Source organism: Paenibacillus elgii NBRC 100335, assembly GCF_004000865.1.
Lineage (GTDB): Bacteria > Bacillota > Bacilli > Paenibacillales > NBRC-103111 > Paenibacillus_G > Paenibacillus_G elgii.
On sequence record NZ_BIMB01000024.1, the window covers coordinates 75,669 to 98,034 of the forward strand.

Genomic DNA, 22,366 nt, shown 5'->3' on the forward strand with positions numbered 1-22,366 from the left:
GGCGCAGACCGATGACGGTACGAGAACAAATTTCCGATTATATTCGCGAGCTGACCCACGAGCCTGTAACCGATCCTTCGCTGAATCTGTTCGAAGCAGGCTTGCTGACCTCGCTGGATGTGCTGGATCTGATTTCTTTTCTGGAAGAAACGTTTCGGGTAAGTATTTCCGAGGATGACGTGAACATGGAGAGCCTCGGAACGATGAACGGTGTCGTGTCGCTGGTCGAACGGTTAAGGGCATGAAGGTAGCCGTATGCTGATTCCCGACATGTTGTCCAAGGCTGCGGCAGACGATCCGCAGAAGGAAGCGTTTATTGAGAAGCACAGGCGATTGACCTTTCGGGAAGCCGACGAGGCTTCGACCCGGCTCGCGCGATTTCTGCTCTCTCAAGGCATTCGCAAAGGCGACCGGCTGGGCATCTTTTCAGCCAAATGCCTCGAAGAAATTATCGTCATCTTGGCGGCGATGAAGATGGGGGCGATCTTCGTCCATATCAATCCGCATGTCAAAAGCGAGCAGCTGCGTCATATCGTTATGGATTGCGGGATGCGGGCGCTGTTCGTTCATGACAGCAGAATCGGCGTTCTGAACCAAGCTGGTCTGGAAGAAAGCAGCATCGAGCTGCTCGTAAGATTGTCTCAGGCGCAGGCGCAGCGCAGAGACCGGTTGGAATATGAACATGATTATGCGCTGGAAGACATTTTACAGTGTGCAGATTTTGCAGGCAGCCTTCAGGCAGAAGTGCATGCAGACGATCCGGCAGCGATCCTATACACCTCCGGCTCCACCGGAAAGCCGAAGGGCATCGTGGTGACGCACCGTATTTTTAGCGAAGCGACGGTCACCTCCGCTCAGGTTTTGGAAAACCGACACACCGACCGGCTGATTAGCGTGACCCCGTTTTCGTTCGACGGTGCGCTCAGTCAATTGTTCACCATGCTGTATGTAGGCGGAACCTTAGTTTTGCAAGAATCTCTTTTCCCTCATGATATCGTGGAAGCGATGCTTCGCGAGCAGGTTACCGGCTTCCACGGCGTACCGTCGCTTTGGAGGATGCTCCTCCAAAAACACTCTCCCTTGGCGAAGCACCAATACCCTCACCTCAGATACATCTCGATTATCGGCGAACCTTTTCCCCATGACGAGCTAATGAAATTAAAGGCTCTGCTGAGGCAGACGAAATTTTATATGATGTACGGCATGACGGAGGCTTTTCGTTCCACGTGCCTGCTTCCCGAAGAGTTCGAACGCAAAATCCCGTCGGTGGGCAAGCCTTTGCCCGGCGTGGACATTACCGTCGAAGACGAGGACGGCCGCTTGTGCGGTCCGGGCGAGACCGGCGAAATCGTGCACCGGGGGGCGTTCGTGTCTCCGGGCTACTGGAACGATCCGGCGAAGACGAGCGAAGTGTTCCGGGGCGGAGCGCTGCATACGGGCGACCTCGGAAAGCTGGACGAGGAAGGCTACCTGTATTTTGCCGGACGCAAAGACAAAATGCTGAAATCGCAAGGCTTCCGGTTCAGTCCCGAGGAAGTGGAGGAGCGCTTGTGCCAGATGCCCGGCGTGACCGAGGCTGCGGTGATCAGCAGGCACGATCCGGACAAAGGCGGCAGCTTGAAGGCGCTGGTCGTCACGGAAGAGGGGGTTACTCTGACGGAAAAGGAGGTCATCCGCTACTGCAAATCCGTTCTGCCCTATTACATGATTCCCGACACCGTCCATTTTCGCGAGCCGCTGCCCAAGACCGCCAATCTCAAAATCAATCGGTCCGAATTAAGCTAATTCAGAAAGGGGAACCCAACCGTGAAACGGTGCACCTTATGCGTGATGCCCGAAACCTACCCCGGAATCACGTTCGATTCCGAAGGCGTCTGCTCCTTTTGCAGCAAACAGAGCGGGAAACAGCCCGTTCCGTCGCTCCCCAAGCTTCAGGCGAAGCTGGATGAAATCATCCGGGAATGCAAAGCGCAGAACCGGAAGTACGATGCGCTGGTTGCCTACAGCGGAGGGAAGGACAGCACGTTCCTGATTCATACGCTCAAGGAAAAGTATGGGCTTCGCATGCTCGCTGTGACGCTCGACAACGGCTTCATGTCGGAAGCTTCGTTTGTAAACATGCGCAAGGTGCTGAACCGCTTGAATGTGGATCATACGATTGTCCGGCCCCGGTACGACCTGATGAAGCAAATTTTTTTGCAGAGCTCGGCGCCCGAGGTTTACCCGACCCATCTGACGCAGTTCGGCAGCGGTATTTGCATCTCGTGCATCCGCATCGTGACGAACATGTGTTTGCGGGTCGCCATCGAAAAAGGAATTCCGATGGTCATGTTGGGCAACAGCCCGGGACAGTTGATCCAATCCGAGAACGAAATACTATTTCAGGACAACAAAATTCCGTACGAGCTGCGCAAAAATTTGTTCAAGCCGCTCGCGGAGCGCGTGGGGGACGACGTGTATCCGTACCTCATGCTGGATAAGGACGAGTACAGAACGAACCCGTTTCCTTACACGATCAACGCCTTCCCGATCATCGGGTACCAGGAGGACGAAATTTACCGTACGATCCGGGAGCTGGGATGGACCAAGCCGGAGGACGTCGATCCGAATTCGACGAATTGCCGGTTGAATTCGCTGGGGATCGTCAAGCACAAGCAGATTCATCGTTTTCATCCGTACGATTTTGAAATGAGCTTGCTGGTGCGGCAGGGTATCATTACCCGGGAAGAGGCGCTGAAGCGCGTCGAGGACCCGGAGGAAAAAGCGCTGCGGCTCGCCGAGCAGGTGGAGGAGCAATTGCTGAGCTAAGCGTGGCCAATTCACGTTATGGGGCGGAGGCTGCTTATGGCTACTCATGAGAAAATTTCCGAGCTGCTGGACGCCAATCCGGATATTCTGCGATTGCTCGTCGACAGCGAGACGTTATCCGACGCCCGCAGCCGGATGTTCGGTTACTTGAACGAATGCGAGGACAAGGTGCGGCGCGCCGACTGCCCGCTGCATCCGCTGGAGAAGAAAAATACCCGGGACTGCATCACGGTATTCAAAAGCATTATCTCGGAAAGCAACGAGCACAAAACGAAGCACAGCTGCCTGGACACCTTATGGAAGCTGGCTGCCGAGCATTGGCGGCGGCAGGAATGGCCCGAGGTGACGGATGCGTTTCTTGTGGAAATGAAGCATTTGTTCAAGGGGGTGATCGGCCTTTCGGGAATTTATTCGAAATCGGGCATTTGCAAGCGCGAGGTTCCGGCCTTCATGCATCTGGAAGGGCGCGAGGCGGCCGTCGTCCGGTCCGACCTGCTCAACGTGAAAGCGGACCAGTATGCCGGTTTTATCCGCAAGAACGGTTATAGAACCGGGCTGGACGATGAGGTCGTCCGGCGCAGGGAGGAGCATCGGCAGCGGATTTTGCAGGCGTTGGGAGCGACGGAGCAGGACTGGATGAATTACCGCTGGCAGTTTAAGCACCGCTTCCGCGATGCCGGCAAAATCGGCGAAATCATCGAGCTAACCGCCGAAGAGAAGGCGTGCATCGATGCGGCGATGGCGCAGGGGATTCCTTGCGAGATCACACCGTTTTACCTGTCTTTGATGGACCCCGACCCCAAGGCGGACCGTCATCGGCACGACCGGAGTCTGCGGGCGCAGGTTATTCCGAACCGGATTTATCTGGACAAAATGCTGGAAGCCAGGCTGCTCCCGAAGGAAGAGCTGGATTTTATGCACGAGATGGACACTTCGCCTACCGACTTTGTGACGAGAAGATATTCGCAGATTGCCATCGTCAAGCCTTACTTATGGTGCCCGCAAATCTGCATCTACTGCCAAAGAAACTGGGAGCTGGCGGAGGATTCCTGCGGCAAGGCCGATCCGGCGATTCATAATTTGGCGGAAGCGTACGAGTGGTTCCGGGCGAATCCGGGCATCAGCGAGGTGCTCATCACAGGCGGGGACCCGCTGGCCGTCAGCAACGACAAGATCGCGTCTATTTTGCAGACGTTCGCGGAAATGAAGCACATCAAGCGCATCCGCATCGGCACACGGACGCTTGTCACGGCGCCCATGCGCTTCGACGAGGAGCTGCTGGCAATTCTGCGGACGTATCACCGGCCTCCCGAGCAGACGATTACACTGGTCACCCATGTGCAGCATCCGTATGAGATTTCGCAGGAAATGGCGGACGCGATGCGGAACATCAAGTCGATCGGCATCGACGTATATAACCAGCAGGTGTTCACCATGCAAAATTGCCGGAAGTTCGAGACCTGCTTTTTGCGGGAATCGCTGAAGGGGATCGGCATTTCGCCTTACTATTTGTTCAATCTGAAGGGAAAAGAGGAGACGACGGACTTCAAGGTGCCCGTAGCCCGGCTGCTTCAGGAACAGAAGGAGGAAGCGCGGTTAATGCCGGGGCTAGTGCGGACCGACAAACCGGTGTTTAACGTGCCTACGCTCGGGAAGAACGAGCTGAACGCTTGGCAGGACCATGAAATCATTATGATTTTGAACGACGGGAGCCGGATTTATGAATTTTATCCTTGGGAAAAATATATGGCCCCGGTCAATACGTACGTGTACAAGGATACGCCGATTTACGATTTCCTGCGCCGATTGGAAGCCTTGGGGGAAAATCCGGACGATTACAAGACGATCTGGTATTATTTCTGACTTCTGATCCGCCACACGGAACCGAAAGGAGGGAACCCCAATGTGCGGCATTTGCGGAGCGTACCACTATGGGAAGGAATCGCCCGTCTCGGAAGCGGTGCTGAACCGGATGAACGAGGCGCTGGCGCATCGCGGTCCGGACGGCGAGGGCGTGTTCGTCGATACGTTTATCGGGCTCGGGCACCGGCGGCTGTCGGTCATCGATCTCCAGAACGGCAAGCAGCCGATGACGAACGAGGATCATACCGTCTGGGTCACCTACAACGGCGAAATTTACAATTTCCGCGAGCTGAAGCGCGACCTGGAGAACAAAGGCCACCGCTTCGTGACGGATTGCGACACCGAGGTCATCGTGCACAGCTATGAGGAGTACGGACCGGACTGCGTACGCAGGTTCAACGGCATGTTTGCTTTTGCGATCTGGGACGAGAAGACGGAGACGCTTTTTCTGGCCCGTGACCGGCTGGGGGTGAAGCCGCTTTACTACAGCTTGTCCGATCAAGCGCTGCTTTTTGCGTCGGAGGTCAAAGCGATCCTGCAGCACCCGGATATCCGGGCGGAGGCGGAGCCGGCGGCCATTCCCGAATATTTATTCTGCACCGCGCTCCTGAACGAACATACGATGTTCAAGCACATTCAGTCCGTTCCGCCGGGCCATACGCTGCTGTTCCGCAACAAGACGAAGCGGCTTATTCCGTATTGGGATATCGCTTTGCGGCAGTCGGCGGAAGAGCCTCAGACGTTCGACGATTACAAGGAGCAAACGCTCGCGCTCCTTCAAGAGTCGGTGCGCATGCGGCTGATGAGCGACGTGCCGTTCGGCTCCCTGCTCAGCGGAGGGTTGGACTCCAGCTTAATTACCGCCCTCGCTGCGGGGCATGCGTCCCACCGGTTGAAAACATTTTCGATGGAGTACGGCAAGAACAGCGAGGTTGCGGGGGCCAACTCGGATACGATCTACGCCCGGCTGATGGCGGACGCCTTGCAAACCGACCATAAGGAGTTTATTTTCCGGCCGGAGGACTACCACGACATGCTGGAAAAGACGACCTGGCACGTGGAAAAGCCGGTCGACCTGACGACTCCTTCCGTGTACCTGCTGTACCAGAGGTTAAAAAGCGACGTCACGGTCGTCCTGTCGGGCGAAGGGTCGGATGAGCTGTTCGGCGGATATTTCTTCTTCTTGAACCACAAGCCGGCAAGCCAGCTCACGGAATTCCCTTGGGCGCCGTATCTTCAAGAGGTGTCCGGCCTGCTGAATCCCGATGTCGCTAGACAAACCCGGTTCAAGGAAAACGTGTCCACGGCCTTGCGCGACATGACTTCCCGGTTCGAGACGGACGACGAGCTGAACAAAGTGCTGTACTTGTTCATCAAGCTCTATTTGCTGGAAATGCTGGAGAGGCAGGATAAAACGAGCATGGCTTGGGGCATCGAGGCGCGGGTTCCTTTTCTCGACTACCGCATCGTCGACTATGTGGCGAATATTCCATCGGCTTACAAACTTAAGGACGGCAAGGAAAAAATTATCCTGAAAGAAATCGCCCGAGGGCTGCTGCCGAAGGAAATCGTCGAGCGCAAGAAACGGCCGTTCCCGTTCCCGGTCGATCCGAAATCGGTCGTCGTCCAGAAAAACATCGCCAACGAGCTGATCCAATCGGGCAATTCCAAAATTTCCGCTTACTTCGACAAACGGGCGGCGAACGATTTTTTCAACAAAAAGAACGGGTATGAACACATGGACAATCTGGCGATTTTCAGAACGTCGCACGCTTTGATCGCACTGGAATGCTGGCACAAAACGTTTGGAGTGTGAGGATATGGAACTGGAATACGAGGAAGTGCGGAAGGCGGTTTTTGATACGGCCGAAACGTTCATTAAGCGAAAAGTGCGGCCCATCGCTAGCGAAACGGATGAGCGCGAGCAATTTCCGCTGGACAATATTCGGGAAATGGGACGCCTCGGTCTACTGGGCATTCCGTATCCGAAGGAATACGGAGGCTTGGAGCTGGACTATGCGACGTATACCGGCTTCGTGAAGGAGCTGGCCAAGGCATGCGCCTCCACCGCCATGACCGTCGTCGCGCACGCCAGCTTAACCTGCAACCCGGTCAACGCCTTCGGCACGGAAGAGCAGAAAGCGCGCTATTTGCAGCCCATGCTCTCCGGGGAAAAAATCGGTGCCTTCGCGCTGACGGAGCCCGGCAGCGGGTCGGATATGTCGTCGATGCAGACGAAGGCGGTCGAAGCGGAAGATCACTATGTGCTCGACGGTTCAAAAATTTTTGTGACGAACGGCAACTATGCGGACTACTACATCGTGCCCGCCAAGACGGCGCCGGAGAAGAAGCTGCTCGGCATCAGCGTATTTTTGCTGGAAAAAGGGATGCAGGGCCTGTCCACGTCCGGCAAAAAAGAGCGGAAGCTCGGGATGCGAAGCTCCGATACCGGCGAGTTGATTCTGGACGGCGTCAAGGTTCCGAAGACCTGCCTGATCGGGCGCAAAAATTTCGGTCTGGACATCCTGCACCAGACGCTCATTAGCGCCAGGCTGGGGATGGCGGCGATCGCCGTCGGCATCGCGGAGGAAGCGAAGCAGTACTGTATCAGCTATGTCAAGCAAAGAAAGCAGTTCGATCAATATCTTTACCATTTTCAGTCGGTGAAAAATATGTTGGCCGATATGGAGATGAATATCAATGCCGCCGATCTGCTGCTGCAAAAAGCGGCCCGGATGAAGGACAACGGAGAGAAATATGCGAAGGAGGCGTCGGAGGCCAAGCTGTTCGCCTCGGAGGTGGCGACTCGAGTAACGAAGGATGCGATCCAGCTGTTTGGCGGGTACGGCTACTCCAGAGATCTGCCGTTGGAGCGATTTTTCCGGGACGCGAAGCTGACGGAGATCGGAGACGGAACGTCGGAAATTCAGCGGTTGATCATTGCGGACGAACTCATCAAGCGAGGGAGCCGAAGCTCTTAAGGAAACCAGGACGAAAGGATGAATCTCATGACGAAACGGGCAAAACGCAAGTACCCGGCGATATCGCGTCAAAGCGAGCAGCCGAGCTATCCGCTTTCCTTCCAGCAGGAGCGGGTGCTGTACCTCTCCGAGCTGCTGCCGGGCAGCACGCTGTGGAACAAAATTTCCTGCAAGCGCGTGACGGGGGACATCGATTCGGAGGCCTTGCGGCAAGCGGTGGGCGACTTGATCGGCCGGCATACGGCGCTGCGGACGAGAGTGAGCTATGAGAACGGCGCTCCGGTTCAAACGTTCGATCAGACGCTGGACGTTATTTTCCAACGGATCGACGGTTCGTCGGAGGAGGCGGAGCTGAAGGATGAAGCGGCGTTGCGGAAGCTGGCGGACGTGTGCCGGGAGCCGATTGATGTGAGTGGCGACCCGCTGTTCCAAGTGATCGTCGTGCCGATGGGAGGCGCGGGAGCCGCCGAATGCCTCATCATTTTGAAGCTGCACCATATTATTTCCGACGAGACGACGTTCCAGCTCCTTTGGCGCGATCTAAAAGCATTCTACAACGCGCGCATGGGCGTGACCGGCGGGGAAGAGCTCAAGCCGCTTGCGGTCGATTACGCGGATTACGTGCACTGGCAGCGGGCGAATTTCGACGAGGCGCATACGCAGGAGCAGGAGGCTTATTGGCTCAAGCAGTTTCAAGGAGAGCTGCCGGTGCTCGATCTGCCGACGGATTTCCAGGAGCCGGCGCAGCTCAGCTTCCGGGGAGCGCTTGAAATCCGGGCGCTGCCGGGCGATCTGGTGAAAAAGCTGCGGTCGCTCTGCGTGCGGCATAAGGTGATTCCTTTCTCGGCGTTGCTGTGCGCTTATTACGTGCTGTTGCAGAAGTGCTCCCGCCAGAAGGACGTCGTCGTCGGGACGGTATTTTCGGGAAGGCAATACAGCTCCAGCCTGGCCCAGGCCGCCGGCTTCTTCGTCAACACCGTGGCGATCCGGATGGACGTGGATGGGGAAGCGGCCTTTGACGAGCTGCTGAAGCGCGTGCATGACAAAGTCGACGAAGCGTACTACATGCAGGATTATCCGTTCGAACGGCTGATCCAGAAGCTGAACCCGGAGCGGCGAAGCGTGCGCAATCCGTTGTATCGCGCGATGTTCAACCTCGTCAGCTCCGCCAAGGAAAAAGCGACGTTCGCCGGTGCGGAGGAGGCTTGGGAGGAGCCGGTGCTGGATGCGACCCAGGTGGACCTGCTGCTCAACATCCATCAGCAGGATGACGCGATGGAAATGCGCTTGGAATATAATACGGACCTGTTCCGCCGGGAAACCGTCCGGCACTTGATGGAGCTGTACGTAAACCTGCTGAGGAAGCTTGTGGAGCATCCCGAGGTGCAAGTGAAAGAGCTGGATATGCTGGACCCGCAGGAGCGCAAGAAGCTGCTGAGCGAGTGGACCCGGACCGAGGCGGACTACCCCCGCGATGTCTGCGTTCACGAGCTGTTCGAAGCGCAGGCGGAGAAAACGCCGGAATGCGTCGCTCTGGCCTTCGGCGAGCGGACGATGACCTACGGGGAGCTGAACGCGCAAGCGAACCGGCTGGCCCGCACGCTGCGGGACCACGGAGTCGCTGCCGAAAGCGTCGTCGGGGTGATGACGGAACGGTCGTTTGCCATGATGATCGGTATCCTCGCGGTGCTCAAAGCTGGGGGGGCGTATCTTCCCATCGATCCCGGGTTCCCGGAGGAACGCAAGCGGTTCATGCTGGAGGACAGCGGAGCCCACGTCCTGCTTGTTCCGTCCGACGAGGCCGAAACGGCGAAAGGCATGCCTGTTCCGACGCTCGCGATCGACGAGAAGGCCGAAGGGGATAGCTCGAATCTCAGCCGTGTGAGCGTCCCGAGCGATCTGGCGTATATCCTGTATACGTCGGGCTCGACCGGAAAGCCCAAAGGGGTCATGGTGGAGCATGGCTCGCTCGTCAATACGCTGGCCCATTTGCAGAGATTGTTTCCTTTGGAGCAGGAAGGCGCGTATCTGCTCAAAACGTCGTTTACCTTCGACGTGTCCATGAGCGAACTATTCGGCTGCTTCTTTACGGGCGGCAAGCTCGTCATTCTGGAGCCGGGGGCCGAGAAGGAACCGGCAAGAATCATCGAGACGATTCGGCGTCATCAAGTGACGCATATGAATTTCGCGCCGTCCATGCTGCAATCGTTTATGGATGTGGTCGAGAGCAAGGAAGCTGCCCTTGGGCTGCAAATCTTGAAATTTGTGTTTGCGGCCGGTGAAGCGCTGGGAACGCATACGGTCCAGAAATTTTATTCCTTGGGGCTGCAGGCGAGTCTGGTCAATCTGTACGGTCCGACGGAAGCGACCATCTATGCAACAGGCTTCGCTTTCACGGGCGGTGAAGAGCTGCACCGGGTGCCCATCGGGAAGCCGATCGGCAACATGCGGGCGTACATTGTCGACGAGCATATGAACCTGCAGCCGGTCGGGGTGGACGGCGAGCTTTGTCTTGCCGGGAAAGGGCTGGCGAGAGGCTATTTGAACCAGCCGGAGCTGACGGCGCACAAATTTGTAGACCATCCGTTCTGCCCGGGCGAGAAGCTGTACCGGACAGGGGATTTGGCTCGTTGGCAGGAGGATGGCAACATCGTCTTCCGGGGGCGGATCGACCAGCAGGTCAAGCTGCGGGGCTTCCGGATCGAGCTGGAGGAAATCGAGAAGACGCTGCTGCAGCATCCGTCGGTGCGGGGCGCTGCCGTTGCGGTGAAAGAGGATTCGTCCGGCCTCGAAAGTCTTGTCGCTTATGTCGTGACTGATGAGGAGAAGCCGGATGAGGAGTGGACCGGGCATCTCGGTCGTTGGCTGCCTGCCTATATGGTTCCGGCCCGTTACATGAGACTGGAAAAGCTGCCTTTGAGCACAAGCGGTAAAGTGGACCGCAAAGCGCTGCCGTCGCCGGAAGCCGCCTTGTCGCCCCAACCAGCGGAAGAGGCACCTGTGACGGAAATCGAGAGAAAGCTGATCGAAATTACGGAAAACATCCTGAACATGCAAGGCATCGGCGTGAACGACAATTTCTTCCGATTGGGCGGCAATTCCTTATTAACGATCCGGTTCGTTACCGAAATCGAGAGCGCGTTCCAGATTAGCTTGACCTTGATGGATTTTATCGATTTGCCGGTGATTAAGGACATTGCCAAAATCATCGAGCCTATGCTTCCCAAGGCCGTACCGCAAGCTTAGCGACAGGGAAGCCCGAAAGGTTGGTTGCTATGGGCAAACGCCTACGAAAATATCCGGACATCCCCCGCCAAAGGGAAAGACCGCATTATCCGCTTTCGTTCCAGCAGGAACGGGTGCTGTACTTGTCCGAGCTTCTGCCGGATAGCGCCGTCTGGAATTTGATTTCCTGCAAACGGCTGACGGGTCCCGTCGATTCGGACGCCTTATTGTGGGCGGCCGGCGATTTGACCGAGCGTCACCCCGCGCTGCGGACGAAAGTAAGCTATGCGGGCGGTGCGCCCGTTCAATCGTTCGACGAAACGATGGACCGCATTTACCGCTGCGTGGACTTGTCGGCGGAGCCGGAGGAGGAGCGGGAAGCGAAGGCCCGGCATCTGCTGTCCGAAGCAAGCCTGAAGCCGGTCGATCTGCGCCGGGGGCCGATGTTTCAGATCATTTGGATACGTATGGGCGAAGCGGAAGGGATGCTGATCCTGAAGCTGCATCATATCATTTCCGATGCTACGACTTTTCAGCGCATTTGGCACGACTTCAAATGGTTCTATAACGCGCATGCGGGCGTACCGAACGGCGAGGAGCTGCCTGCCCCGGGAATCCGGTATGCAGACTATGTGCTGTGGCAGCGGGAAACGTTCGATGAGGCGCATACCCGAGAGCAGGAAGCGTACTGGCTGAAGCAGTTTCAGGGAGAGCTGCCCGCGCTTGAGCTGCCGTCGGACTTTCCGGCCCGACCCGGGCTCAGCTTCGCAGGGGCGCTCGAAATTCAGCCGATCCCCCGCGAGGTGGTTCAGGGGCTGCGGGCGCTTTGTATGCAAAAGCGGGTGATCGCATTTTCCGCGCTGCTTTGCGCTTACTATGTGCTGCTGCACAAATGCTCGCGCCAGCGCGATGTCGTTGTGGGCACGGTATTTGCGGGAAGGCATTACAGCCCGGAGCTGCAGCAAGCGGTCGGTTTTTTCGTGAACACCGTGGCGATCCGGATGGAAGTAGACGGGGAGACCGCCTTCGACGAGCTGCTCCGCCGGGTGCACGAACAAGTGGACGAAGCTTACGACATGCAGGATTACCCGTTTGAACGGCTTATTCAAAAGCTGAATCCGGAGCGCAGCAGCAGCCGGAATCCGCTGTTCCGCGCGATGTTTAACATGGTCGTTGCGGGTAAGGAAGAAGCGGCGTTCGCCGGGGCGAAGGAAGCCTGGATCGAGCCGGATATGGATGCGACGCAGGTCGATCTGCTGTTCGATATCCATCAAGAGGATGACGAGATGGAAATCCGGGTGGAGTACAATACGGACTTGTTCCGTCAGGAGACGATCCGGCGGTTCATCAGCTTCTACGTGAACTTGCTTCGTGCGGCGATTGAACGGCCCGAAGCCCGGGTGAAGGAGCTTCGGATGCTTGACCCGGCAGAACGGAACCGGCTGCTTGTAGATTGGAACCGCACGATAGCGGAGTATCCGCGCGAGGCCTGCATCCATGAGCTGTTCGAGGCGCAGGCGTGGAAGACGCCGGAACGCATAGCCGTATGGCATGAAGGCAAGGAGCTGACCTACCGGGAACTGAACGAGCGTGCGGATAAGCTCGCCGCCATGATCCGCCTCTGCCAAGGGGGCGGTACGGAGCACATCGTCGGCATTGCGGCCGAACGGTCTCTGGAGATGGTGGTCGGGATGCTCGCGGTATTGAAAGCGGGCGGCGCGTATATGCCCATCGATCCCGGTTATCCTGAGGACCGGATCAAGTATATGCTTCAGGACAGCGGAGCCAAGGTCCTGCTCGTTCAACAGGGAAAGCTGGACGCAAGCAAGCTGGAAGCGGAGATCAGCGCCATCGACATCGGGGAGGAAGAACGGTCCCTACATAACCCCGATTATTTGAAAAGCGATACGCATGCGCGCAGCCTGGCTTATGTGATGTACACGTCCGGCTCGACCGGCCGGCCGAAAGGTGTCATGGTGGAGCATCGGAACGTCGTGAGGCTAGTCCAAAATACCGATTACGTCCGTTTCGAGGACAGCGACGCGATTTTGCAGACGGGAGCCCCGGCGTTTGACGCGACGACGTTCGAAATATGGGGCGCGCTCCTGAACGGAATCAAGCTGTATGTAACAAGCGATAACGTGCTGCTCAACGCGGACCATCTCGGCCGTTTTATTGCGAAGCATGGCATAAGCCATCTCTGGTTGACGGCTCCGCTGTTCAACCAGTTGTCGGACATGAAGCCGGAGCTGTTCGCTCCACTGAAGGCCCTGCTGATCGGAGGCGACGCTTTGTCCGTCCGGCATGTGAACAAGGTGCTGGCGGCCGTTCCGGGCCTTCGCATCCAGAACATGTACGGTCCGACGGAAAATACGACGTTTTCCACTTATTTTCCAATCACCGGGCCGCATGAAACGAACGTTCCGATCGGCAAGCCGATCCGCCATTCCACAGCGTACATTGTCGACGTCTACGGGGAGCTGCTGCCTGTCGGCGTGCCCGGCGAATTGTGCGTCGGGGGAGACGGCGTCGCCCGCGGATACTTGAACCGGCCCGAGCTGACCGCGCAAAAATTCGTGGATAATCCGTTCGAGCCCGGGACGAAGATGTACAGGACGGGAGACCTTGCCCGTTGGCTTCCCGACGGCAATATCGAGTTCATGGGCCGGATGGATAACCAGATCAAGCTGCGGGGCTTCCGCATCGAGCTCGGAGAGATTGAGGCGAAGCTGGCGGAGCATCCGCAAGCGAAAGAAGTCGTCGTGACGGTGAGGGAGAAGCTCCCCGGAGACAAAGCTTTATGCGCCTATTTCGTTGCAGACCGGGACATCCCGGCCTCCGAATGGCGGGCATTTCTCGCCAAAGTGCTGCCGGAGTACATGATCCCTACCGCCTTTGTCCGGATCGACAAGATGCCGCTCAAGGAAACGGGCAAAATCGACAAGCGGGCGCTTCCCGAACCGAACGGAGCGGTGTATGAAGCCAAATTCCGGCGACCGCCTGAAACCGAACTGGAGCGGGAGCTGGCCGCCCTGTGGATGCAGACGCTCGCTCTGACGGAAGTGGGCATCGACGATTCGTTCTTCGAATTGGGCGGGCACTCCTTGAAAGCGACGATGATCGTATCGCAGCTCAACAAGCAATTCCATACGGACCTGTCGCTTTCGGAATTTTTCGGCGGTCCGACGATCCGCGAGCTGGCACAGCGATTATCCGCAAGAGCGGATAGCCTCTATTCTTCCGTCGCTCCGGCGGCGAAGCAGGAGTGCTATCCCGTCTCCACGGCCCAGAAAAGGATGTATATCGTCAGCAAGCTGACACACAGGGGAACGGGGTACAACATCCCGCTCGTGCTTAGTCTGGAAGGGCGGTTGGACCGGGATCGGCTGGGATATGTGTTCCGCGAGCTGATCCGCAGGCACGAATCGTTCAGAACCTCCTTCCATATTGTCAACGGGGAATTGGTGCAGCGCATTGACGAGGAGGCGAAGCTCGATTTGGAATGCCTGACCGTGGAGACGGAGGAGGAAGCGAGCCGGATCACTCGGAACTTTATCCGGCCCTTCGACTTAAGCCAGGCGCCTTTAATCCGGGGGCTGCTGCTGAAGCAGCAGGAAGACCGTCACCGGTTGGTGCTGGATATGCACCACATTATTTCGGACGGCGTCTCGCTCGACATCTTGTTCCGGGAGATCATCGCCCTGTACCAAGGCGAGTTTCTGAACTCGCTCAGCGTTCAATACAAGGATTTCGCCGTGTGGCAGCATGATTTCCTGGCTTCGGAGCAGGTCCGCAAGCAGGGCGACTATTGGGCGGACGTGTTGGCAGGCGAGCTTCCCGCACTGCAGCTTGCGACCGATTATCCCAGACCGGCCACTCAGACGTTCGCCGGGACCCATGTCTCCTGCCAGGCGTCTCCCGAGGTGCTGGCGGGCCTGAAGCGGATCGAGGCCGAAACGGGCGCAACCTTGTATATGATTTTGCTGGCTGCTTATAATGTGCTGCTGTTCCGTCGCACCGGGCAGGAGGATCTTGTGGTAGGCACGCCCATCGCCGGAAGAAACCATGCGGATACCCAGAATCTTATCGGCATGTTTGTCAATACGCTGGCGATGCGCAACACGCCTTCCAGGAAGATGACGTTCCGGGAATTTGCAGACCAAGTCAAGCGCCGTGCGCTCGAGGCGTATGAAAATCAGGATTACCCGTTCGAAGACTTACCGGAGCGAATCGGTTACGTCCGCGATGCCGGCCGAAATCCGATCTTCGATACGATGTTCGTGCTGCAGCACTTCGAACCGCTTGAAGCGGAGCTCAAGCAGCTCAAGGTTCGCGAGTACCCGATCGATTACCCGGTCGCCAAGTTCGATCTCACGCTGTTCGCGATGGAACGGGATGGGGGCTTGCGGCTGGAGCTGGAATACAACACGGACTTGTACCGCAAGGAGACGGCGGAACGGCTGCTGCAGGATTTCTTGGCGATACTGCACCAATTGGCGGCGGAAGGAACGGATAAGAAGCTGGCGGACTTCATCCAAGGCTCCGAACCGGGATCGGCGCCTTCACCTGGGGGGCCGTGCAATCATGGGGGACGTCTCGTGTCACCTCACGACCCATGGTTTCATACGGCCGCCTGCGCCTCCACTACACGGATAGAAGAGCAACTGATCGGAATCGTGGAGAACCTATTGAAGACGGAGGGCATCGGGCCGGGCGACGATTTCTTCCTGTGCGGCGGCAATTCGCTGGCGCTCATCCGCTTGGTCGCGGAGATGGAGGCTGCTTTCGGCGTCGTCCCCTCGATCATGGAAATCAGGGAGACGCCTGTCATTTCCGAATGGGCCAGGAAGGTCGAAAGCTTGCAGAAGCAAGCAGCGCTCTGAACCGATCGTCGGTTTGGGGAGCTGTGTGAAGGAGGCATTACCATACGGGGAGAGCGCAGGAGAAGTCTTTCGGGGAAGGAGAGGAAGACCGTGAATATTCAATACCACTATAAAAAAGCGGCCGTTTTGTTGAAGCGGGGACAGCCGCCCGGCGTGAGCCCCATGTTTTTCGTGCATGACGGAACGGGCCGAATCGAAGGGTACTTCAAGGTGGCTGAGCTTGTCGAACGTACGTTCTCTGTGTACGGAATTACATTGGACGAACGGGTCGGGTATGCACCGCAAAATATTTCGATTGAAGAGTTGGCCATTAGCTATATCGAACAAATGAAGCATATCCAGCCCGAGGGGCCCTATTGCATCGCGGGTTGGTCGATCGGCGGGACGATTGCGGCGGAGATGGCCCGCATCCTGGAAGCCGATGGGGAGGAGGTCGGCTGCTGCGTCCTGGTAGACGCGCCGCCTCCGGGCTATTACCCGTCGCAAGACGCGCAGCCGTTCTCGGCCGCCTCCGAGACGGACTACATCCGGCCGTTTCTGTGCAATGAGGAGCTGCTCAAGCGATGGAGCCGGAGCCGGAGCGCTCAAGCGTTCTGGAACACCGTCGCGGATACGCTTCAGCCCTCGGACTTCGATCGGCCTTCCTTTCTTCGCTATGTCCGCGAGGAATGGGCCGACATTTTCCCGGACGGAAGCGGACTGTCGCTGCATCAGCTATTTTGCGCGGTGAATATCGTCCGCACGCTGCACCGGGCGCGGTCAGCCTATGTTCCAAGGGGGAGCATCGATTCGCCCGTCCATGTATTTCAGGCGACCGAGTCGCCGCTGGAGGGAATGGACCGATGGGGACGGTATTGCGCGCATCCGGTGTATATTCCGGCGGAGGGGAGTCATTACACGCTGTTTGATGCAGAGCATGCGCCGGCCTTTGCCCGGCAATTCAACCGCATCCTGAAAGGTGTCGCCGCCACAAAGAAATCTGGTTAAGAGGAGAGCGCTTATGAAAGAAATGGTGGAACGGATTGTCGAACTGAATGTTAGCCGGTTGGACGCCTTGAAAGCTGCGGATAAGCCCAAGATCGGATGGACATCGATCTATACGCCGGAAGAGATTTTATATGCGGCGGGCTTCATCCCTTTCCGGATTATGGGGAATACCGCCAGCAACACGTCGGAGGCGGGCGCGCTGCTGGGCAACAACTACTGCTCCTATCTGCTCAATTGCCTGGGAGAAGGCATGAACGGCGTCTACGAATTTACGGACGGGATCGTGTTCGTCGACGAATGCGATTGGCGGAAACGGCTGCACGAGACGTGGACCCACCAGATTCAACCGAAATACAGCTTCTTCCTGGAGCTCCCGAAAGCTCTCAATCCGGTCTCCAGGGACTATTTCCGGATGCAGATCCGCCGCATGATCGAATCGCTGGAGCAGCATTTCGGCTGCCGCATCACGGAGGAATCGCTGCGGGAAGCGATCCGCTTGTTTAACGAAACGCGCCGCTTGCTGCAGCGGATGCACGATTTGCGGAAGCAGGACGTGACGTCGCTCACGGGAAGCGAATTGCTGAACATTATGAAATCCAGCACGGCCGGCATGAGACAGCAGTACAACCAAGAGCTGTCCCTGCTGCTCAGCGCCATGGAAGCACAGCGGGAAACCAAAAAAACGAAACCGCACAAAGTGCTGATCTGTGGCAGTTATTTCGATCACGATAACATTGTCGACGCCATCGAGCAGACCGGAGCGAAGGTCGTATGCATGGATATCACCAACGGCGTCAAATATTTCGAAGGGGAGGTCGACGAGCACCGCGATCCGGTCGAGGCGATCGCCGATTACTATTTTGACAAAGCGACCTGCGCCCGGATGTTCGAGTCGGATATTCGGCTGAACCATTTGGTCAAGCTGATCGACGAATACGATATCGACTCGGTCATCTATTTTTCGCTGAAGTTTTGCGACATTTATTCGATGGATTACCCTTATATCCAAAGCAAGCTCAGCGAGAAGGGTACGCCCGTGCTGCTGGTGGAAGGCGAGTGCAGCATGACGAATATCGAAAGCATCCGCACCCGGATTCACACGTTCCTCGAAACGATGATGTATTAGAAAAGGAGAAGAGCGATGAGCCAATTTAGAGTGGAAGCGAAAAGCCGCGATGAGCAGTACAAAAAGATGATGTCCGTCCTCGAAACGTACCGGGCCGAGCCGTCCGACCCGTCTTCGGCGCTGAAAGCGGCGCGGATGAGGTCGTTGTTCAACGGCTACCGCCTGACGCAAGCCTATAAAGAGGATACGAAAGTAGCTTATGTCGTTGAGCAGTTTCCGAATGAAATCGTCTTCGGCTTTAATATGCTTTCTTGGAATATGGAGTCGATGGCGATCCTGCTGGCCCAAACCGTCAATGTGGACCCGTTCATTAATCTAACGCAGGAGAAAAGTCTTTCCCGAGACATTTGCTCGTTTCTGCGCGGGTCGCTGGGCGTCATGCTGGCGAACGGCTATCCGAATCCCGACCTGGTGATGGTGAATGATCAGCCGTGCGATTGCCTGGCCAAAGTGGGGAACATGTCGAGCAAGCTGTACGACTGCACGTTCCTCTCGATTAATACGCCGAACCAGATCAACGAAGACACGCTGGCCTATCTCGTGGAACAATTGAAGAAGCTGATCGCCGATATTGAAAGCAACCTGAATATCCCGTTCGACGAAGAGCTGTTCCGGCAGGTCGTTCAATATTCGAATGAAGCGAGAGACTATTACTGCAAAACGGTCGAGTTGAACAAAACCTACGAACTGCCCGGCGTGTCCAGAGAATTGCTCGAAATTTTCGGCATGAACGGCTTCGGCTTGAAGGAAAACGTGCAAATCTGCAAAACGTTGTACGAAGAAGCGCTCGAAATGAGTAAGCAGTCCGACCCGAACAAAAAGAAGAAGCGCATTCTATGGGCAGGCCAGGCGCCGCACAACGACCACGAATTAATCCGCTATTTCGAGCAGCAGGTCGAGATCGTCTATTGGGCGCCGCTGTGGGAGGCTAACCTGGTGTCGCTTGATCCGGAGGACCCGTTAACGAGCATCGCGGAACGGGCGATCTTATATCACTGGAACGCCAAACGGTTAAAAGAAAATATTTCTCAGGTTTGTACTTCATTTCATATCGATGGTGTTGTAATATCAAATATATGGGGTTGCAGGAACATGATGGGAATCAGTTCGATGATTCGGGAGATGTCCGGTGAACAAGGCTTGAAGTACTTGACGATCAGCGTGGATTACGTAGACAAGAACAACTACGCGTTCAATCACGTGAAAAACCGCATCGACGCTTTTCTGGAAATTATGAGCGACTGAATCATCCACTCATTCGGGATAAAGGAGAGTAACCCTATGATAACCTTAGGTATTGATATCGGTTCTTTGTCGACCAAATCCGCGATTTTGAACGACAACAGCGTCGTCGCCTACGACGTCGTGTACACTGGAGGCGATAACCGGCAGTCCGCGGAAACGACGTTCAACAATGTGCTGGCGAAAGCCGGATTCACGAAAAAGGATATCGACGTCATCGTCACGACCGGCTACGGCCGGGAGAACGTGCCGTTTGCGGATAAACACGTATCGGAGATTACCTGCCACGCCAAAGGGATGCACTTCTTGAACCCTTCCATCCGGACGGTTCTCGATATTGGGGGGCAGGACAGCAAGGCGATCCAGATCGGGGAAAAGGGCAACGTCGTCAACTTTATGATGAACGACAAGTGCGCGGCGGGCTGCGGCCGGTTTCTCGATATTATCGCCAGGGCGCTCGGAGTCAAGCTCGAAGAGCTGGGCGGGATTCACCAAACGGCCACCTCGACGGCCCGGATCAGCAGCATGTGCACGGTGTTCGCGGAAACGGAAGTCGTATCTCTGGTCGCGGTCGGCACGCCGACGCCCAGCATTATCAAAGGCGTGCACGAATCGATAGCGACCCGGGCGATCGCGCTGCTTAAGGCGGTAGGCATCAAGGAGCCGCTCGGCATGAGCGGCGGCGTCGCCAAAAATATCGGCATCGTTAGCGCGCTGCAGGATTTGTTAAACATGAAAGTGGAAGTGACGGATTACCCGCAAGTGACGGGGGCGATCGGCGCGGCTTATATCGGCCAGAGCGCGTAACCGGCGGGCGTTGTAACTAGGAAACCATGAAAAGGGGAGTCGCTTGTGTCCATGTCACCGGAGACGGAAAAAGCGCACGATGCGGTTGTCATCGGGCCGACAAGCCGGGAGCAGTCCATTTCGATCAAAACGATATTGAAAATTACGCTGCCCGTCATTCTTTCGATGTTTTCGCTCAATTTGATGGTATTTGTCGATCGGGCCTTTGTCTCGATGTACGACCTGGGACAATTTGCGGCCGTCGTACCGGCCGGTAACGTAGGGACGGCGATCTCCAGCATATTTATCGGCATCGTCGGCTTCGTCTCCACGCTCATCGCCCAATATTACGGGGCCGGCAAATACCCGAAGTGCGCCTCATCGATGTGGCAGGGCGTCTATCTCAGTATCTTTTTTTCGGCGGTGATGCTTCTGGTGTCTCCCCTTGCCGTCAATATTTTCAACTGGATGGGGCATACGGGGGAATTGCTGGTTTACGAGCGACAATTTTTTTACCTGATCATGGTTTCCAGCTGCGTCCAGCTATTTATTACTGCGTTTTCCGGCCTATTCCGAGGCGTTGCCAGCACGACGGTCATCATGATGGTCGGGATTCTGTCCAACATATTCAATGTGCTGTTAGATTGGCTGCTGATCTTCGGAAAGCTCGGCTTCCCGGAGCTTGGGGGGATCTGGGGCTCGGGAGTGGCGATCATCGGCAGCTCCGTGCTCGCCGTGATCGTGTATATGATCTTGTTGGGAAGACGGGGCGTTCAAGCGAAATATGAGATATCAGCGCAAAAGAAATGGGATGGCGCCTTGCTTCGCAAGCTGCTTCGCTTCGGATTTCCCGCGGGCATTCAGGCGTTTCTCGGCACCGGGTATTTCAGCCTGCTGCTGCTGATCATCGGCAAGACCGGGGAGTTTCCCTTGTCCGCTTCCAATATCGCATTCACCATCGAAGGGGTGTCGATCTTCCCTGTCTGGGGATTAGGCGCGGCCATCGCCATTATTGCCGGGCAGGAGAAGGGCGCAGGACGCCTCGATAATGTCAAGAGAGCCGCAAAATTGGGGCTCGGGATCGGGCTTGTGTTCAACGTGCTAATCATCTTCATCTTTAATTTGTTCCCGCAGGCTTTAATCTCGATCTTCGGCGGTGGGGAGCAGCAGGATATGTTCCTGAAGCTGATGGCGGTCACCGTCCCGCTGGTCCGGCTCACTTCGCTGTGGATCGTGTTCGATACGATGCAGATTATCATCGGCAATGTGCTGCGCGCGGCTGGCGACACCATGTTCATGATGGTCATCTATATCGTCGTTCCCATTCTATTCTATATCGTGATTCCGTATCTGTTCAGCGTCGTCTGGGGGCTTTCGTTAATTTGGATATGGATCGCCTTGGTCGTTTATTCCATGGTGATGCTGCTTCTGGTGTCCGTCCGCTTTCTGGGCGGGAAATGGAAGCGGATTGAAGTTATCTGAACGCAGGCGTTCCATCGTCCATTTATATATTATTCTTGGGAGAGGTGCAGGAGCACATGGAGTTTTCAAATGTTTACGAGGACGCTGAACGGGCGGAAGCCTATGCCACCTTGGAGTTTCCGGGAACGTATTATTTGGCCTATCGGGATTTACCGGAGATGCTAGGGAAGCATATCGCCGGAACGAGCGCATTGGATTTCGGATGCGGAGCGGGGCGGTCGACCCGCTTTTTGCGGGATCGCGGCTTTGACGTGATCGGCATCGACATTTCGGCGGGCATGCTTGGCAAAGCGAGAGAAATGGACGCGGCCGGCGACTACCGGCTGATTCCGGAAGGGGATCTGCGTTTGCTGGACGGGGCGACCTTCGATCTGGTGCTGTCGATGTTCACCTTCGATAATATCCCGACCTTGGAGAAGAAGCTGCAAAATTTCGGACAGCTCGCCGCTTCGCTGAAGGAAGACGGAAAAATCGTGATGGTCGTCTCCTCTCCCGAAATCTATGTCCACGAATGGGCCTCCTTCACGACGAAGGCTTTTCCGGAAAATCAGCATGCCCGAAGCGGGGACAAAGTCAAAATCATCATGAAGGATACGCACGATCAAAGGCCGGTAGAGGACGTCGTGTGGTCGGATGCCGCTTACCGGGACATTTTTGAGCAGACCGGGCTTCAAGTGCTGGAAATGCATCAACCGCTTGGCCGGGAGGAGGAGCCTTACCCATGGATTAACGAAACCCGTATTTCGCCGTGGGTGATGTACGTACTGGGGAAAAAATAAGCATGCGTGGGGGATGTTCCGAAGAGCTTAGGCAGCTCGGGGCATCCTCGATTTTTTTTCAGTGCGCAGCAGTTGGAGGTAAACATTCATTAGATTACATAATATATTTTATGTTAACTTTTTTCATCTCCATGCGACTTGAAATAAATGAAGCAAAATTATTGACCGAACGGTCCGGAAATGATATGATCCCTTTGATGGAGT

At 56.3% G+C, this 22,366-nt stretch carries 14 protein-coding genes; all 14 read left to right on the forward strand.

Annotated features, from left to right (window positions below; genetic code table 11):
* Window positions 1-11 precede the first annotated feature (11 nt).
* Window positions 12-245 carry a phosphopantetheine-binding protein gene (locus PEL01S_RS18620; protein ID WP_010494739.1) on the forward strand — a complete coding sequence of 78 codons (234 nt, stop codon included), beginning with the start codon at window positions 12-14 and terminating at the stop codon, window positions 243-245.
* A 10-nt stretch (window positions 246-255) separates the two neighbouring features.
* The gene (locus PEL01S_RS18625; RefSeq protein ID WP_127461369.1) at window positions 256-1,785 is read left to right on the forward strand and encodes a class I adenylate-forming enzyme family protein; all 1,530 of its coding nucleotides are present in this window, start codon (window positions 256-258) and stop codon (window positions 1,783-1,785) included.
* 21 nt (window positions 1,786-1,806) lie between these two features.
* Entirely contained in the window at window positions 1,807-2,808 is a 1,002-nt protein-coding gene (locus PEL01S_RS18630) for an adenine nucleotide alpha hydrolase family protein (RefSeq protein WP_127461370.1), read from the forward strand.
* 36 nt (window positions 2,809-2,844) lie between these two features.
* Window positions 2,845-4,671 (forward strand): KamA family radical SAM protein, encoded by a 1,827-nt coding sequence (locus PEL01S_RS18635; protein ID WP_127461371.1) that lies wholly within the window; start codon window positions 2,845-2,847, stop codon window positions 4,669-4,671.
* 40 nt (window positions 4,672-4,711) lie between these two features.
* Window positions 4,712-6,487, forward strand: a complete 1,776-nt coding sequence (gene asnB / locus PEL01S_RS18640; protein WP_127461372.1) for an asparagine synthase (glutamine-hydrolyzing) — start codon at window positions 4,712-4,714, stop codon at window positions 6,485-6,487.
* A gap of 4 nt (window positions 6,488-6,491) precedes the next feature.
* Window positions 6,492-7,652, forward strand: a complete 1,161-nt coding sequence (locus PEL01S_RS18645; protein ID WP_127461373.1) for an acyl-CoA dehydrogenase family protein — start codon at window positions 6,492-6,494, stop codon at window positions 7,650-7,652.
* Between the two features lie 27 nt (window positions 7,653-7,679).
* Entirely contained in the window at window positions 7,680-10,898 is a 3,219-nt protein-coding gene (locus PEL01S_RS18650; protein ID WP_163768331.1) for a non-ribosomal peptide synthetase, read from the forward strand.
* 29 nt (window positions 10,899-10,927) lie between these two features.
* Window positions 10,928-15,760 (forward strand): non-ribosomal peptide synthetase, encoded by a 4,833-nt coding sequence (locus tag PEL01S_RS18655; RefSeq protein WP_127461375.1) that lies wholly within the window; start codon window positions 10,928-10,930, stop codon window positions 15,758-15,760.
* A 90-nt stretch (window positions 15,761-15,850) separates the two neighbouring features.
* Window positions 15,851-16,747 (forward strand): thioesterase domain-containing protein, encoded by an 897-nt coding sequence (locus PEL01S_RS18660; RefSeq protein WP_127461376.1) that lies wholly within the window; start codon window positions 15,851-15,853, stop codon window positions 16,745-16,747.
* A 13-nt stretch (window positions 16,748-16,760) separates the two neighbouring features.
* Window positions 16,761-17,873: a 2-hydroxyacyl-CoA dehydratase subunit D gene (locus PEL01S_RS18665; RefSeq protein WP_127461377.1), complete on the forward strand. Its 1,113-nt coding sequence runs from the start codon at window positions 16,761-16,763 to the stop codon at window positions 17,871-17,873.
* Between the two features lie 15 nt (window positions 17,874-17,888).
* Window positions 17,889-19,118 (forward strand): 2-hydroxyacyl-CoA dehydratase family protein, encoded by a 1,230-nt coding sequence (locus PEL01S_RS18670; protein WP_127461378.1) that lies wholly within the window; start codon window positions 17,889-17,891, stop codon window positions 19,116-19,118.
* A gap of 36 nt (window positions 19,119-19,154) precedes the next feature.
* Window positions 19,155-19,922 (forward strand): acyl-CoA dehydratase activase, encoded by a 768-nt coding sequence (locus PEL01S_RS18675; RefSeq protein WP_010494759.1) that lies wholly within the window; start codon window positions 19,155-19,157, stop codon window positions 19,920-19,922.
* A gap of 51 nt (window positions 19,923-19,973) precedes the next feature.
* Window positions 19,974-21,383 carry an MATE family efflux transporter gene (locus PEL01S_RS18680; protein ID WP_239551422.1) on the forward strand — a complete coding sequence of 470 codons (1,410 nt, stop codon included), beginning with the start codon at window positions 19,974-19,976 and terminating at the stop codon, window positions 21,381-21,383.
* Window positions 21,384-21,439: 56 nt separating this feature from the next.
* Entirely contained in the window at window positions 21,440-22,162 is a 723-nt protein-coding gene (locus PEL01S_RS18685) for a class I SAM-dependent methyltransferase (RefSeq protein ID WP_063184527.1), read from the forward strand.
* Window positions 22,163-22,366: the final 204 nt, after the last annotated feature.